The following is a 15934-nucleotide window of genomic DNA, read 5'->3' as shown; positions in this document are numbered from 1 at the left end:
ATTCACTCACAAAAGCTTTACCCCTACAAACTTAAAGCTTTTATTATCAGTTTTAGACCCTTTACGCTGACGGCGATTCGGCTCCGGATCGATGTCATCAAGCAGGAGCAGCAAAACGAGGACTCAAGGGTAGTGGTAGTGAGATGGTAGTGAAAAGACAATTACATGAATTTCAAGTACGCACGGCAAACCGATTGCGGCAACGGCAGGGACGCAAACTGGTAATTAGAGTCGTCTCGAATGCCAGCGCATCTGCCACCAAGCTCCGGGACGAGGATGCGGAGCAAACTGAAGCCCCTGCCTCAGCGATGCAGCCGCCTCTGACACCGCTGAGACGGCGAAATAAGATTTGGCAGTGGTGGCTGTTGTGGCTGAGTATCATCTTCGGGTTGGGTGGGACGGCACTCGCGGCTTTCTTCTTGCTGGCAACGATTCCTCCCCAAGTTAACTGTAAAAATATGTCGCCTTTGGCTCCGGAAATGGATCGGTTGACTTGCGCCCAGCAGGCGGCTCAGTCGGGCAAGTTAGAGCAGCTGGTGGAGGCAATGAAGTTCGTCAAGAGCTTGTCCCCCGATAACCCGGTGTATCCAGAAGCGACTCGGCTGATGGAAGACTGGTCGCGATCGCTCTTGGCGATCGCCCGTCAGAAAATTGACCAAGGAGATTTAAAGGGAGCGATCGCCATTGCCCGCCAAGTTCCCTCCTCTAGCCCCTTGTATCCAGAGGTGCAAGCAGCGATGAAACAATGGCAAGGGGATTGGCGGAAGGGTGAGGAGATTACCAAAAAATTCTTAGCAACTTTAAAAGAACAAAAGTGGTTTGAAGCTTCTTTGCAAATACAGGCTTTGTCTCGCCTCGATAACCGCTACTGGGATCAAAAACAACTGGATAAACTGATCGATCGGATGACTCAGGAAAAAAAAGCTTGGCAACAGTTAGAAGAGGCGCAGACATTTGCCGAAGCCAAGACACCTGAGGGATACGCGCCAGCGATCGCCCTGGCAGGAAAGGTGAACCCCAACACCTATGTCAAATCAAAGGCAAAAGCCGAAATCAATCTCTGGAGCCAGGAGTTGCTAAAAATAACTGCCGAGCATTTCGAGAAGGAAGAGTTTGACCGTGCTATTACCGCCGCCCAGCTGATTCCTCCGAAGACTTCAGTTTATAAGGAAGCTCAAGATTGGATTCAACTGAGTCGTTCTTATGCAGTTGCTCAGGAAAATAAAATCCTCAGCTTCCTAGAGGCGCAAGCGGCGCTGCGTCAGATTTCCCCAAAAAGTCCGCTTCGCCAGCAAGCACGAGTGACCGAGGCGCTTTGGCAATCTAATTTACAAGATCGGCTGCAAATGCAATTTGCCGAAACAATAGCCAGCTTCGATCAACCGTTGGCATTTGAATTTGCGATTAGCCAAGCCCAAGCGATCGCGCCCAAACGACCCGGACGCATCGAAGCCCAAACTCAAATTGCCCACTGGCGGAAGCAAATTCAACAAATTCAAGACCGAATCGCCCTTGCCCGATCCAAACAGCTGGCAACACCGGGAACTCTAGAAAGTTTGAGGGCGGCGGTTGAGGAGGGAAGCCGGATTAAGCTGGGTCAGCCTTTGCGGATAGAGGCACAAACCTATATCGCCCAATGGACGAAAGCTATCCAAACGATGGAAGACCGACCGATCCTAGATTTAGCGAAAGGTTTGGCTCAGCAGGGAAATCTCCAGGCGGCGGTTGCAGCTGCCTCCAAAATCGCTCCTGGACGTGCTTTGTACTCTGAGGCACAGGCATCGCTGAGCGATTGGGTAACACAAATTCAAATCGCTGAAGATACGCCGATTCTTAACGAGGCGAACGCTTTAGCGGCTAATGGGCGGCTCACTGCGGCAATTAATAAGGCTTCTAGGATTCGCTACGGTCGGGCACTGTATCGAGAAGCGCAAGGAGCGATCGCTCGTTGGGCATCTGAACGAGAAGCCATTTTAATAGAAAGACAAAAGGCAGCTGAACTTCAGCAGTCTATCGAAGACAGTTCCTCTGAATCTCAAACGAATAGTGAGCCGGAGGGGAATTATTGACGCTGTCGATCTCCCTCACCGAGAAGGGACAGTAAAGTTTCCCAAGGTTTGGACAATTCCCCCCAGCCTCTCATCCTGGGGCTAAACAAACAAAGGCTGCATAGGCAGCCTTTGTTTGTTTAGCTGCTTGACTTTTTCAGCATTTTCTCTTTTATTGGCACTCTCCAGCAGGAGCGTGCCCATCGTTCTGTATCTGCTTTAAGCTGCAATCATCGCTTCCCAAGTCCGAGGGCCAACGATCCCATCCGGGCTTAAGTTTCTCGACTGCTGGAAGGCGATGACGGCTGAGCGCGTTTGCGACCCATATACGCCATCAATTCCGCCTTTATAGAGTCCTCGATCTTTTAATACTGTCTGAACTTCTGTCACTACTGCTCCCTGACTACCGCTTTTTAGCATCGGCGCGGGTGAGGGAGAATAGCGGGCAAGGGGATTAAATTTTGCAGGTGCTATGTTTTCAGCGGGCACAGTTGGCCCTTCATTACGCCCGGTGGGATCGGGAATCAGCTGCGCTTGTCTTGTTGGCTGTTCATAGCTCCCACCGTGCATATCAATGGGCATTTCTTCGATCTCAGGGTTGATCTGAGAAGCACTAATCCCGGCAGCGTTTGCACTCATCCCGTTCAAGAGTAGCGGGAGCGAGGCAACCGCAGAAAGAATGCTCAGGGATTTGATGGTTGACTTAAAAAATTTTGCTGTCATCAGCGTCAGTTCCTCTTTCAAAAACACAAGATGCTCATAAATGCACCGTTTGTGGCTTAGAAAGCCTCCTATTTATGATTCATCCAAAGCTTCTTGCTTTGAATGATTTCCAGCTTTTGTATGTCTTCGTTAGCTTATAGGAGATGTCGAGTCTGAGCATAATTCTATAGTTAGAGCTTCTAATTGCTAAATATCTGACTATAGAAATAGCCACTCAATTTTCAATACAAGAACTAGATGATGATGTTTCTGTAGTAGCAGGGGGAGCAATGCCCGCCCTAATCACATTTCGTGGGTCTTGTCCACTATAAAATCTACAACTTTTTCTTTAGCTTGAACTAAAAAGAGGGGAAGATTAAATTAGGACGATTTAAGATAAATTTCCCAAAAAAATAGTTAGATAGCAGCGATCGCGCTCTGTGGAAAATACAAGGGAAAGTACAAGCGTGGCGAACTGACTTTTTCTGCGCGAGGCGTTATCCTCGCTTCCAAGGTACGCGATCGCGCTCTGTTCGCATCGCCCCTGGAATGAGTAATCTGTTATAGCAGGGAGAAAGCGGTGTGAAGCAGGAGGTTGTTGATGAGCGATCGCGTAGCGGATACCCTTGGGACTGTTCGCCGCTTCAAGTTGATGCTAATCGATGATGACCCGATTTTTCGGTTGGGTCTTAGCACCGCTTTGGCGTCGTTTCCCGACCTGCAAGTCGTTGCCCAGGCGGATAGCGTTGCTGACGCTTTGCAGACCTTGGCAGATGGAGTTGGTACAGACAACGCTCCAAATCTGGTGATTTTAGAACTAAACCTAGGTCGCTCTAACTTGTCTTTGGGGGGATCGATCGGGTTGCAGCTGTGCCAGGAATTAAAGACGCAATTCCCGAAATTACCGATATTCCTTCTCAGCCAACGACTCACGCCAGAGGAACTGATAGCAGCCAGAACCCTAGGCGTCGAGGGCTATTGCCCCAAAGGCACCGATCTCTCGGTTCTGGTTCCAGCGCTTCGTCAGGTAGCCGTTGGGGAAGTTTACTGGTCAGAACTCGTACAGACGCAAAACGACGCGCCTGTAGAAGCCTCAGATGTCATACAAAGTCGTTCATCCTTGCTCTGGCAAATCCGTCAGTCGGGACTACGGCAAATCGATACCGCGATCGCCCAGGTGACAAACCAAGTACAAAACCCCAATCTTTCGACACTAGACTGGTTCATCCTAACGGGACGGCGACGAGAATTGCGGACAGCCCGTTGGCTGGTCAAACAGCTGTTACCTGTGGCGACGACCGGCGCAAGAAATCAGGTGGCAGGGACGGGTTTTACTGACCCCCTTGGGGAAAACCCGAATGACCTCCTCAACCCACCTAGATCGGGAAGTCGCGATCGCCGCAGTGGGATTCCTCTCCCTACCCCGGAACCGAGGAGAAGAAATAATCCCTCGTTAGACTCAACACTCGCGACTCAGTCCTCAGCACTTTCTGAATCCTCGATCCTCAGCCCCCTGCTAGACGCTACTTTAAATAAACTTCAATTTGGGCTAAAAAATCTGACTGGCTCTCCGTTGGAAATTGATATTCTGCTGGAAGAAAAGAAACGGGAATTGCTTTATCTGATCTTGCGTAAATTCGAGGATGTCTTAGAGGAACTGCGCTTTTCCCAGCTACAGCCGGAAGCGATCGCTCTGAAGCACTCGCTGATTCTGCGGGATTTGTGGCAAGCGTCTACCACTGATTTTTTTGGCAAATATTGCACAATTCAAGTTGGAAAGCTTGAAGTAGATATTGTCAATACATTGTTACACGATGCAACAATTATTCAACAATCTTTTCTAGATAAAATTCCTCTGGTTGTCGAAATCATCAACTATTTGCTTTTTCAAACTTCGCTGATGATTGATAATGTTTCCTACTCTTTTGGGACACCGGAAGCGCGGGATCGAGCAGAAGTTATCTTGGAGAATTTATTAATTCAAATTGCCAATAGCGTTGTCCAACCCCTGCTGAACTATTTCGCAGATGTGGAAGCAATTAAGCAGATTTTTTACGATAGACGGTTAATTTCATCGCGGGAAATTGCTCGATTTCGGAACAATCTATCGTGGAAATATCGTTTAGAAAGATATGTGGGTGAGCCAACCGCAATTTTTGAAAGCCGATATCTTCTGCTAGCGCTAGGTGGCATTGGAATCAAAAAAATCTCTATTTATGCCCCCCGCACTGATGAATTACAGCAACTCAGGGGTGCCCAACTCGCTTGTACGCTAGCGCTAGAAACTAGAGATGCGATCGCGCCACGTCTGCGCTCAACGGTTGCCTTCCTAGGTAGCGGTGTTGTTTACGTCCTCACGCAAGTAATCGGCAGAGGCATTGGCTTAATTGGACGCGGCATCATTCAAGGCATTGGCACAACGTTACAAGAAACTCGGTTTGGCAAAAATGGCGAACGCCAGAAGTAAAAAAGGCAGGTGAAAAAGGACAAGTAAAAAGGGTAGGGGTGCAGGGGCATTCTACCTCGTTCTCTGTTCCTTCTCCTCGATTTCCATAAGATTAACTCATAGGAAGATATACTCAGGCTATTCCTGAAGGTTAAACAGTTTTCAACCGCTGCTCCGATAAAATTTAAACACTTGAATTAGGCAATCCGATCGTGAGAGATTGCGACTGCCACCACAATCTCAGCGTTCAGTATAGAGATGAAGGGAATCAATGATGCAGCCCAAGAGATGATAGCAACCTACGATTTACGTCTGGTTGTGCTTTCGATGGCGATCGCGATCGCCGCTTCCTACACGGCGCTGGATTTAGCGGGACGAGTCACGGCGGCTCAAGGACGTGGGCGGAAGCTGTGGCTAGCGGGAGGTGCAATCGCGATGGGAAGTGGCATTTGGTCGATGCATTTTATCGGAATGCTCGCCTATTGCCTGCCAATCTCAATGGCTTACGATTTCCCCACCGTCTTGGTTTCGATGGGAGTCGCAGCGATCGCTTCCGGCGCAGCTTTGTATATCGTTAGCCGCGAACAAATGGGTTGGCGAAGATTACTCGCGGGTGGCATTTTCATGGGCTGTGGCATTGCCGCGATGCACTATACAGGCATGGCGGGGATGCGGTTAGAAGCGACCGTTACCTATGACCTTAGACTGGTAGCAGTTTCGATGGCGATCGGCATTAGTGCTTCCTGGCTCGCCTTGTGGTTAGCTTTTCATCTGCGTACAGCGGCGACATTAATCGGGAACTTGCGAAAGATCGGCAGCGCGATTGTCATGGGATGCGCGATCGCAGGGATGCACTATACCGGGATGGCAGCGGTAAGCTATCAATCAACCAATCCCTCCGGGATGGAGTTGTCCCTGATGATGGACAATTCTTGGCTGGCAGTTGAAATTGGAATTGCCACGACGATCGTGCTGGCGCTAGCGCTGCTGGGTTCTGTCTTCGATCGACGGCTAAAAATTGAGCTTGCCAGAGCAGAGGCACTGCGGGAAAGCGAAGAGCGGTTCCGGGCTTTAGCGCAGAATGCCTCTGACATTCTTGTGATTGTTGCAGCTGATGGCACGATTCGCTACACCAGCGCCTCCATTCAATCGATTTTGGGCTACGAACCGGAAAATTGGCTCTCGAAAAAAGCAATTGAAATTGTTCATCCGAGCGATCGCCCCCAAGGAGAGAAACTATTAGCAGATGCACTGAATTCTCCAACTAGCAACTCTCCAACCAGCAAAATTACCGCACAGTTTCGCATCCAGAAAGTCGATGGCTCTTGGCGAGATTTTGAAGCGATCGCCAATAATTTACTAGATGTGAAGAGTGTAGCGGGTATCGCGATCGCTTACCGCGACATTACCGAGCGCCAGCGATCGCAGGAGTCGCTGCGGGAAAGCGAACAACGATTTCGCCTGATGGCAGATATGGCTCCCGTGATGTTGTGGATGTGCGATTGCGACAAAACTTGTAATTATTTTAATAAAGGCTGGCTCGACTTTACTGGCAGGACTTTAGAAGAATCAATCGGCATGGGTTGGACGCAAAGCCTCCATCCTGACGATCTTCAGGAGTGTGTAGAAACATACCGCACTGCCTTTGATGCCCGCGAAAATTTTGACATGGAATACCGCCTGAGGCGCTTTGATGGCGAGTATCGCTGGGTTTTCGATCGAGGCGTTCCCCGGCTGACTCCAGGCGGGAGCTTTGTCGGTTATATCGGCTCTTGTATAGACATTACCGAGCGCAAGCAAGCCGAACAAGAGCGCGAAAAACTGCTCGTTTACGAACAACAGGCGAGAATGGCAGCTGAAGAAACCAACCGCCTGAAGGATGAGTTCTTAGCAACCCTCTCTCACGAGCTTCGCACCCCCCTCAACTCAATGCTGGGATGGACTCAGTTGCTTCGGACTCGGAAGCTTGACGAAGCGATTATTGTGCGGGCAATGGAGACAATTGAGCGTAATGCTCGGTTGCAAACACAGCTAATTGAGGATTTGCTGGATGTTTCGCGGATTATTCAGGGGAAATTTCGCCTTTATGTCCGTCCGCTGGAGCTATCCTCCGTCATTGAAGCTGCGATCGCGACCATCCAACCGGCGGCTATTGCCAAGTCGATTCGATTGGAGTCTTTTCTTGATTCCTCCGCAGGGCTAATCTGCGGCGATCCCGACCGCTTGCAGCAAGTTGTATGGAATTTACTGTCGAATGCAGTGAAGTTTACACCCAAACGGGGGCGAGTCGAGGTGCGGCTGGAGCGGAGCAACTCTTGGGTTGAGATTCAAGTCAGCGACACCGGACAGGGAATCGCTGCCGACTTTCTCCCCTATGTGTTCGATCGTTTCCGTCAAGCTGATAGCTCCATCACCCGGTCATACGGCGGACTGGGACTGGGGTTAGCCGTCGCCCGCCACTTGATAGAACTGCACGGAGGTACGGTCTTTGCCCAAAGTCCGGGAGAAGGAAAAGGCGCAACCTTTACAGTGAAGCTGCCGATCCTCGCTGTCCTCATCGAGCCAAAGGATATCGAGCAGGGATTCTGGACAAGAGACGACGAAGGACTCTCAGAGTGTCCTCCAGGACTCAACGGATTGCGAGTGCTGGTAGTAGATGATGAAGCCGATGCCCGTGAGTTGCTGACGGTTATCTTGCAACACTACGGAGGCGAAGTGATGGCAGTTGCATCCGCAAAAGAGGCAATGGCAGTCTTAACTGACGATGCTTCGGATTGGCGTCCGGATGTCCTGGTGAGCGACATCGATATGCCGAACGAGGACGGCTATACTTTTATCCGCAAAGTTAGGGCGCTGGATGCACAACAAAAGGGAATTCCAGCTTTGGCTCTGACAGCGTATGCCAGAGAAGAAGATCGCTCGCGGGCTGTCAAAGCTGGCTTTCAGACACACGTCGCGAAGCCAGTGAAACCATTAGCATTGGTGGCAGCGATCGCCCATTTATCCAGACGATGCGGATAAATAGGAAAATCTTTTCCTGACGCAATCAATCTCGTCTAGAGACGGGGAGTTTAACTCCACCCCTGCCCCTCCTCGCTTCAGGGTGGTTTCATACAAGAAGAGAAAAAACTTGGTAGAGTTGATTGGCTAAAGCGCGTTGCGCCTGAGGGATAGTTCGGAAACCAAGAAATCTGGCGATGGTAATGAAAAAATTGTGTAAAATTGCCCAATTAACCGGAGCATTGCCACGGCGTCGGGGTGGAAAGTCTTCAGCGAAGGTAACATCTCTAACCCAATGGAGCCGGTTTTCAATACCCCAATGTCCAATGGTGTCGGCTAGAAATTGGTTGGCACACAGGGATTGAGTGCTGATGTAAAACTGACAATCATGAAAGTGTTGACCATCCCGAAAGCCCTCTCGTTCGACAAGGTTCCATCAAGCCGCGTCGTACTGCTTCACTCATTGCTTGGGCTTTCTATAACAAGCCTTCTTCGTAAACCTGCATCAGCGCTAGTAACTCGGAACGTTGTGTTTGTGTAAGTGTCCCATCTTGTTGTCTGTCCAACAGTCTACTCAGACTTTGGTCTTGATCCGGTTCCATCCGAAGCTGCGCTAAAGCCATCACTTCATCATCAGATAAGGCTGATATTGGTTTAATTGCTTCCGACTGTATACCAAGTGGTGATAGTGAAAGCTCAATTGTATCTGCCAGGACATCAGCGACATCTCGGCTGCTTAGTTGTGCCAGTCGCTCAGCTCTACGGTAAACCTCATCTGGCAGGGTAAGAGTGACTTGGGTACTCATAAGAATATTGTGTGTAAAAGTTTTCTTCATTGTGGCAGAGGAGAGCGATCGCGTATTATCCCTGATATTTCAAAACGTTTGATTCCTTGTGCAGGTGAACAGATAAAGTTTCAGTGTCCCATCCATAGATAGTGACTTCCCACGGATAGATGAATACATTTATTTATCAGAAGAAGTTTCCTATCCAGTGTGGCTTCATAAAAATCAAATGCCAATAGTTAATTTATCAGACCTCATAGAAGATTTATCTAATACTTTGAAAGCTCTCCGTGAGTTCAAGAATAGCTTACATTCAGAGATAGCTAACTTACCAAAAAATCAGCGTGACAATATTGTCCAGCGTTTAACAAGTATTGAAGACCGTTTATCTGAAGAGCATGCTGCTCTCGTTGCCCATGAAAGACAACAGCATCAAGAACATGATAAATTAATTGAAGATACAAAGAATAGCACAAATTGGACGCTATCCGATTCCTTAAATCGTTGGCTACTTAGGAGGCGTAAGCCTAAATAAATTTGATATTTTTTCTAGTTTTATCTTATATTCTTTATGTATTAAGATACTCCAACAGTTGATCTGTATAAAATTTTATCATATCAAATGATTCAGATGGCAATGTTTCTGGTATCAGCTTTTCAAGGTGCTTAATTCCACTTTCATATAGTATAAATTTGTTAGGTTCATATCCTTTCAAATCGGGTTTAATATCTTTTTGAGTTGAATTGTTTTTTAGGCAGGAATAAAGCCAAGTTATACATATTAACATATGTCCAAAAAATTCTTTTTCTTCTCTAATATTAAAGTCTGTATTATTGTTTACAAAATAGGTTAATTGCATCGCTAATTTTCGTCTATTTCGAGGTTTCAACCATTTTGAAGCTTTTCTAGAAGCATCACCGCGTTTCTCAAAGGCTTCAATTTTGTTTAAAGAACCGTCTATTTCTTTTTTTAACTCTTGAACTGCTGAGGTAGAAATTCCGGATTTTTCTATATCCTTTTTAATTTTTTCAAATTCAAGTGTGATTCCTGACATTAAATCGTTTTGGGTTTTTTGTTTTGCTTCTTCTTCTACTTTTTTAAAAAAGGGGATAAGAGCAAAATTCATAATAAACGCACTTAAAGTAACTACTAAGCTCATTGATGCAACAAAATTAAAATTGACATTGGTTGAACCGCAACTACTAAGGTAGACTGCCCCAGCAATTACAATTCCAAAAAGCAATAGAATCAATGCAACTGATATAGAACTAGAAATAGCTACAAGCAACATCATACCCTCCTTGTTGATTAACGCCTTGAACACATAGATCAAGGCTAATACTCAGATAAATCTGCACAGTTGAAAGCATTGCCAGTAGATTCTTGCGGATATTCTCAAGTTTAACCACAAGATTATAACTGCTCGACTTCCACAAGCGCTTGTAGCAGTTTCGGTTCTTCAATCATTGCTTTACGGAGACGCGCAATCATATAACAGGCTGTGTTCTTGTTAACCCCAATCTCCTTAGCAAGCTGACGTACACTGATGCTTTCGGGCGAATTTAATACCAGAGGAATAGCCAGAAACCATTTTTCCAAGTCTACATAAGTTTTATGGAAAAGAGTACCAACTGTAACGCTATATGAAGTAAAGCACGTATTACAGTGGTATCTGCGTTGATTCTTCATTGGTGTAGCATTAGTTGATTCGCAGTAGGGACACTTTGGCTTTCCACCCCAGCGAATTTGTTCAAGAAGGGCAATGCAATCCTCGTGGTTTCGTGTCATCTTAAAACTCAGAACTCTGAGCTTTAAGATGGATTACAAATTCAAACGTTCAACTGCCTATTGGCGTCTGTAAGCCATTTGGGATATGCGATCGCCTGTAATTGGTAAAGCAAAACCCCAAGGCAGTCAACCTTGGGGCTTTGTGGGTCTATTCTCAATAAAATTTACTTAAGCTATAGAAAAGACACAGCAGGCGATCGCGATCGCCTCAGACTTCCTCCTACGCGCCTCTTCAAGCTTGAACTACCGTAAAGCTTGCGATCGCAACAATTTATCAGCCCAAGCCACATCTGCGTCTGATAGCGATCGCACTAGCTCATAAACCTAATCTATTGAACCCCGCAAAACAATTAAGAACAGGTTGTGCCTACACCACATTGATCGTCACTTTTCAGCCAACCCTTAACACCTCGATATTCAATCTGCGCCCATTGTCCCTGACAGCCTATTAATTTAACATCGGTTCTACGTGGAACTCGTGCAATTTTTCGGCTTTGCTGACTGGGACTGGCATAAAGATTAACCCCATTCGTTTCATAGCCCCTCGTTGAGGTGCCTAACATGGGCAAAAACACCCAGCCAGTTCCCTGAAAGCCACCAATTTCTCTATAAGCATTCCTAATTTTTACCCAATTTCCAGAAGAAGCAATGATATCAACTGACTCGTATGTGGGGATTTTTCCCAAGATTCGACTATTATTACTTGGGCCACTACGCACATTTAAACCTTGCGGATCTTTGTCTATGACAACCGCAGAAATATCGCATTTTTTTTCATTAACTGGTTGTGCTAATACGCTAAGATTAGCCGTGCCAGTATTGATAACCCAGCTCATGCTAGATAGCGCTAATCCTACGGTTAGCTTTGATGCTGCCTTGTTCGCCTTTTTAGCCATAATTTTCCCAATTATTTAACACCAGCGTTAGTGCTGGTGCCAAACAATTACTTCATATCGTAGCCGAACAATTTCGGATCAACTTCTCCTAATTGCAAGTCGGCTAAACCATACTCTGCCCAGCGTCGTTCCACCATCGCCGCCACATCTGGATCGGATTCCAAAGGTTCGCCCCATTCATGTTCGGTTTCAGGAGGAATTTTCGTGGTCGCATCAATTCCCATACGTCCGCCTAAACCAATTTTTTCACTGGCGAAATCCAAAGTATCAAAAGGCGTATTCGGCAAAATAAAAACATCTCGCACCGGGTCAACTTTAGAACTAATTGCCCACACCACTTGACGGGGATCGCGGATGTTAATGTCTTTATCTACGACAATCACAAACTTGGTGTAAGTAAACTGAGGTAAAGCACTCCAAAAAGCCAAAGCAGCCCGTCGCGCCTGACCCGGATATGCCTTATCAATGGATATAATCGCCGCTTTATAACTCAGCGCTTCCATTGGCAGGAAGAAATCAACAATTTCTGAAACTTGTTGTCGCAAAATCGGCGTGTAGATGCGGTTCAGCGCGATCGCCATCATCGCTTCTTCTTTTGGCGGACGACCGCTAAAAGTTGTCATATATATTGGGTCTTTGCGGTGCGTCATACACTGGAAGCGAATCAATGGCGAATCCTCGACACCGCCGTAATAACCCATGTGATCGCCAAAAGGGCCATCTGACAGCACTTCCCCCGGTGTAATCGTGCCCTCTAGGACAAATTCCGAGTCGGCTGGCACTTCTAAATCTACCGTCTTACACTTCGCCAACTGCACCCCAGAACCGCCGTAGAGTCCGGCAAACAGCCATTCTGATAAATCGACTGGAATCGGCGTTGCCGCAGCCATGATGATCAGAGGGTCAACACCGAGTGCGATCGCCACCTCCAACTTTTTCCCCTGTTCCGCCGCCTTGCGTAGATGTCTCGCACCACCCCGCACCGATAGCCAATGCACCGTCATCGTGTTGTGCGATTGCAGTTGCAGGCGATAAACACCGACATTCGGCGTCCCCGTCTCGCAATCCTTGGTAATTACCAAGCCCAACGTGATAATCTTGCCAGCATCCCCAGAATAAGGACGAATGAGCGGCAATTGGTTCAGATCCAGATCATCGCCTTGGATAACCACTTGCTGACAGGCTGGGAAAAAATCGCGCCCCGGTTTCGCCTTCAGCACATCAAATAGCACCTTGCCAAATTCCACCGCCTGAGAAATCTTCTTCGGTGGCTTCGGCTGTTGCAACATACTCAGCTTTTTGCCCAGTTCCTCCAACTCCAACGGATGCTGCATATTCATCGCCCAGCAAATCCGTTCAACTGTACCCATCAGGTTCACCGCTACCGGATAAGCTGACCCTTTTACATTTTCAAATAGCAGCCCAGGGCCACCGCGTTGTAACATCCGGTTAGAAATCTCAGCAATTTCCATATCTGGGTCAACTAGGGCATCGATTCTCCGTAACTGCCCTCGTTCTTCCAGTAGCTTGATGAATCCCCGCAAGTCTCTTGCCATAGTAAAGATTAAGAAGTATAAAGCACTTTCTTTTATTATGAGGGGAATCCTAAACCTAAAAGCGCTCCCTAGAGACTTCAGGGGTAAGCCGCCTCAATATAGCCCCAAAAAACTATGCCAGATAACGTTCGCGCGACCTCGGTAAATGATTCTACTGTCATTAATGAAATTAGTTCCTGTATCTATCAAACCATTATTTTTATTCAGAAACAGCAGCCAAAATTATTAACTGAAAAGTACCGGAAGGTTCCCTGGAGTGATGCTCCTTACCAATCCTCCTTCCTCTTAAAATTGCAAACAGAATTCAACAAAGCACCTGATAGAGACACACTAATTAAAACAGTACAAAAGTTACTGCGATTAATCTTAACTCCTCAATGTTTAGAATTACCGATATCTAGTAAATTAATAGAAAAACTTCGTATCTTAATCGATTCAGCATCTGAAATAGCTCCCAGAAATGGATCAGCCTTTTCACATCCACTAGAAGCGCCGCGAGTGCTGATTCCAGAGCAACATATCGCAATTTTGCTTTTGGATGCCGAAAACTTACAACTCGATACCGAAACAGAAAAGTTTTTAACAACCGTCTGCACTTACTTTATCCAAGTTAAAATTGCCTTTGCAAATTGGCGGCGTATGGGTAAATTAGATGCGGAATTGCATGAACGTGGCTATGATTTAATTCACGTTCCTGCTGGTAGGGATAACGCTGATGGAAAAATGATAGCAGTTGGCTTATCAATCCGCGAACATTACCCAAAAGTTAAGGAAGTCTTAGTTTGTTCATCAGATACGGTGATGACCAATCTATGTAATCATCTTCAGAAATATGGGCTAACGGTATATCGGGTTTTTCGACAAGGTTCTAATATAACTGTATCTAACTATAAAACAGGTAAAATTGAAACTTATACGCCCAAAGACTTACCCGTTATTCCACCGTTAATGCAATGTATTAGTTATTTAAAATCCCTGCTCGTAGAAGAACAAGAACGGGCTAAAATTTATTGGGTAAAGTTATCTGTATTATCTCAGCTATTTTACGAAAAGCACAAAATTACTATCAATCAGATTGTTGATACTTATAGTCCCGGTAAGACAGATAAGGATATTTTCATAGATAAACCCTTGGATTTTGTAGTTCATCAACTACCCGAAACATCTGAAGTATATATAACACTGTTTAAAATTAGTCAATTGCCCAAAACGACTAAACAAGATTCGGACTTACATACTGATAATATTAAACCCGAACAACAAACTTTTGTTCACCTCCAAAAAGCACCAGAAGAACCTAAACCCGAATGGAAATTAGAGGAGAAACGTCACCTTTTATCTAGTATCAATTCTCTAGCAGAACTCGAAAATGCAGTTTTGAATATTATTCAGTCAATGCAAGCTCAGTCTCTAGATGCTCAAATCTCAATAGGACTATTGGGTGGACAATTCAGTAAAGTATATGGTCAATCCCCAACTGCACTGGTGAAAAAATTAAAACCAGGTACTAATTTTACCCAATTTTTACAGTCATGTTCTACATTAAAAGTAGAAAAAAATAAGCAGGGTTATTGGGTAGCGATCGCTCACGCCTCTTCATCTAAAATTAACTCCTGTCTTGAGCTGGAACAAGTGTTATTAAATATGTTAAATAGTCTAGCATCTGAATCTTTAAAAAAATATATTCCCCTAGAAACTTTAGGATCAGAATTCCATAAAAAATATAATCAATCAGTATCTGAGATTATCAAATACTTAAAGTTTGAAGGGAGTTTCTCTCAGTTTCTAAAGTCTTGTAGTTGCTTCAATGTGGAGAAAATCAATAAAGGATATCAAGTAGCGATCGCTCAAAACTCCTAAATCAAAAGTCAATCCAATTGCCTATCTTAAGCGAATTAATTCTTAGATGCCAAAAAGGCTTTGAATTCGTTGGCGAATTCGGATTAAAGGAGTTTGTTCAGAAACTTCTTCTGTCAGTAACCCCAAATCTCGTAATGCCTGTTGCCGTTCTGATAATTTTTGGGCAATCTGATCGGCTAACTCCTGATGAGTGACTAAAAGCTTTTGTAAATCGTTGCGGTCTACGACAAACAAAATCGCATCTTCCACAGTCCGAACGGTTGCAGAACGCGGAGTTCCCAGTAATAAAGAAATTTCTCCAAAAAATTCGCCTTTGTGAAGCGTTGCAATATATTTCTCTGCTTTTTGAGAAAACACTTCTACAGAGCCAGTCAAAATAATATAGAATGAATCGCCGGGGTCATTTTCTTGACAAACAACCTGTCCGTTTGGAAACAGTTGTCGATATCCGTACTCAATCAATTGCCGCAGTTCTAAATCCGTACACGACTCAAAGAAAGTAACTCTTCGCAACAAATCGCGCAGCGTCCAATTATCGGGGGATTTGGGAAGAACTTTGGGGTTGGGTGCGATGGTACTATTGTGAGAACTGACTTTACCATTAGGAACATCTGTGGCGCTGGTTTTATGAAACCGATGTGTTATTTCTTCTAAATTGCGAATGTGTATATCCCGCTGGGGAAAAGGAATTTCGATTCCTCGGTCGCGGAATTCATGCTCAATGGAAAAATTTAAAGAACTTTTAATGGGATCGCTACCCTGCGGTCGATCGATCCAAACTAATAGCTCAAAATCTAAAGAACTTTCCCCAAAACCTTTAAACCAAACTTTAGGAGCCGGAGAAGATAAAAC

The 15934-nt window shown here is 45.7% G+C and carries 12 protein-coding genes and 1 pseudogene; 5 read left to right on the top strand and 8 right to left on the bottom strand.

Translation table 11 applies throughout. The annotated features are described in order from the left end of the window. Window positions 1-143: 143 nt before the first annotated feature. On the top strand, window positions 144-2069 hold the full coding sequence (locus tag H6F50_RS12235; RefSeq protein WP_190428913.1) for a hypothetical protein: 1926 nt from the start codon (window positions 144-146) through the stop codon (window positions 2067-2069). 198 nt (window positions 2070-2267) lie between these two features. Here H6F50_RS12235 and H6F50_RS26520 read toward each other — a convergent pair whose 3' ends face one another. Then, window positions 2268-2771 (bottom strand): peptidoglycan-binding domain-containing protein, encoded by a 504-nt coding sequence (locus H6F50_RS26520; RefSeq protein ID WP_199292118.1) that lies wholly within the window; start codon window positions 2769-2771, stop codon window positions 2268-2270. A 580-nt stretch (window positions 2772-3351) separates the two neighbouring features. On the opposite strand from H6F50_RS26520, the gene H6F50_RS12225 reads away from it, so the two are divergent. Next, window positions 3352-5217 (top strand): DUF3685 domain-containing protein, encoded by a 1866-nt coding sequence (locus tag H6F50_RS12225; RefSeq protein ID WP_190428912.1) that lies wholly within the window; start codon window positions 3352-3354, stop codon window positions 5215-5217. Window positions 5218-5454: 237 nt separating this feature from the next. Beyond that, window positions 5455-8217, top strand: coding sequence for an MHYT domain-containing protein (locus tag H6F50_RS12220; RefSeq protein ID WP_190428911.1), 2763 nt, complete (start codon window positions 5455-5457; stop codon window positions 8215-8217). Between the two features lie 190 nt (window positions 8218-8407). On the opposite strand, the pseudogene H6F50_RS27070 reads toward H6F50_RS12220, so the two are convergent. Together H6F50_RS27070 and H6F50_RS12215 are read right to left on the bottom strand one after the other, a co-directional pair. Continuing rightward, a pseudogene (locus tag H6F50_RS27070) lies at window positions 8408-8518 on the bottom strand (ISAs1 family transposase); the annotation flags it as partial. Window positions 8519-8672: 154 nt separating this feature from the next. Beyond that, window positions 8673-9002, bottom strand: a complete 330-nt coding sequence (locus tag H6F50_RS12215; protein WP_190428910.1) for a hypothetical protein — start codon at window positions 9000-9002, stop codon at window positions 8673-8675. Between the two features lie 208 nt (window positions 9003-9210). Here H6F50_RS12215 and H6F50_RS12210 point away from each other — a divergent pair, with 208 nt between their 5' ends. Next, complete coding sequence (locus tag H6F50_RS12210) at window positions 9211-9516, top strand: hypothetical protein (RefSeq protein WP_190428909.1); 306 nt, start codon at window positions 9211-9213, stop codon at window positions 9514-9516. A 34-nt stretch (window positions 9517-9550) separates the two neighbouring features. On the opposite strand, the gene H6F50_RS12205 is transcribed toward H6F50_RS12210, so the two are convergent. From H6F50_RS12205 to H6F50_RS12190, 4 genes are all read right to left on the bottom strand, one after another. Beyond that, window positions 9551-10276, bottom strand: coding sequence for a hypothetical protein (locus tag H6F50_RS12205; protein ID WP_190428908.1), 726 nt, complete (start codon window positions 10274-10276; stop codon window positions 9551-9553). A gap of 119 nt (window positions 10277-10395) precedes the next feature. Then, window positions 10396-10770, bottom strand: coding sequence for a transposase (locus tag H6F50_RS12200; protein WP_190428907.1), 375 nt, complete (start codon window positions 10768-10770; stop codon window positions 10396-10398). A 350-nt stretch (window positions 10771-11120) separates the two neighbouring features. Then, complete coding sequence (locus H6F50_RS12195) at window positions 11121-11666, bottom strand: SH3 domain-containing protein (RefSeq protein WP_190428906.1); 546 nt, start codon at window positions 11664-11666, stop codon at window positions 11121-11123. 47 nt (window positions 11667-11713) lie between these two features. Next, on the bottom strand, window positions 11714-13222 hold the full coding sequence (locus H6F50_RS12190) for a UbiD family decarboxylase (RefSeq protein WP_190428905.1): 1509 nt from the start codon (window positions 13220-13222) through the stop codon (window positions 11714-11716). A 114-nt stretch (window positions 13223-13336) separates the two neighbouring features. Here H6F50_RS12190 and H6F50_RS12185 point away from each other — a divergent pair, with 114 nt between their 5' ends. Then, complete coding sequence (locus H6F50_RS12185; RefSeq protein ID WP_190428904.1) at window positions 13337-15082, top strand: NYN domain-containing protein; 1746 nt, start codon at window positions 13337-13339, stop codon at window positions 15080-15082. Window positions 15083-15124: 42 nt separating this feature from the next. Here H6F50_RS12185 and H6F50_RS12180 read toward each other — a convergent pair. Further along, a partial coding sequence (locus H6F50_RS12180) for a cyclic nucleotide-binding domain-containing protein (protein ID WP_190428903.1) occupies window positions 15125-15934 on the bottom strand: 810 nt, incomplete at its 5' end.

The organism is Coleofasciculus sp. FACHB-712, from assembly GCF_014695635.1.
GTDB lineage: Bacteria > Cyanobacteriota > Cyanobacteriia > Cyanobacteriales > FACHB-T130 > FACHB-T130.
The sequence above is the reverse complement of the archived record's forward strand: the minus strand, read 5'-3'. Positions and strand labels throughout refer to the sequence as shown.

Coding starts and splice junctions, on each gene's coding strand:
- H6F50_RS12235 (WP_190428913.1), top strand. CDS start 144: ATGGTAGTGAAAAGACAATTACATGAATTTCAAGTACGCACGGCAAAC.
- H6F50_RS26520 (WP_199292118.1), bottom strand. CDS start 2,771: ATGACAGCAAAATTTTTTAAGTCAACCATCAAATCCCTGAGCATTCTT.
- H6F50_RS12225 (WP_190428912.1), top strand. CDS start 3,352: ATGAGCGATCGCGTAGCGGATACCCTTGGGACTGTTCGCCGCTTCAAG.
- H6F50_RS12220 (WP_190428911.1), top strand. CDS start 5,455: ATGAAGGGAATCAATGATGCAGCCCAAGAGATGATAGCAACCTACGAT.
- H6F50_RS12215 (WP_190428910.1), bottom strand. CDS start 9,002: ATGAGTACCCAAGTCACTCTTACCCTGCCAGATGAGGTTTACCGTAGA.
- H6F50_RS12210 (WP_190428909.1), top strand. CDS start 9,211: ATGCCAATAGTTAATTTATCAGACCTCATAGAAGATTTATCTAATACT.
- H6F50_RS12205 (WP_190428908.1), bottom strand. CDS start 10,276: ATGATGTTGCTTGTAGCTATTTCTAGTTCTATATCAGTTGCATTGATT.
- H6F50_RS12200 (WP_190428907.1), bottom strand. CDS start 10,770: ATGACACGAAACCACGAGGATTGCATTGCCCTTCTTGAACAAATTCGC.
- H6F50_RS12195 (WP_190428906.1), bottom strand. CDS start 11,666: ATGGCTAAAAAGGCGAACAAGGCAGCATCAAAGCTAACCGTAGGATTA.
- H6F50_RS12190 (WP_190428905.1), bottom strand. CDS start 13,222: ATGGCAAGAGACTTGCGGGGATTCATCAAGCTACTGGAAGAACGAGGG.
- H6F50_RS12185 (WP_190428904.1), top strand. CDS start 13,337: ATGCCAGATAACGTTCGCGCGACCTCGGTAAATGATTCTACTGTCATT.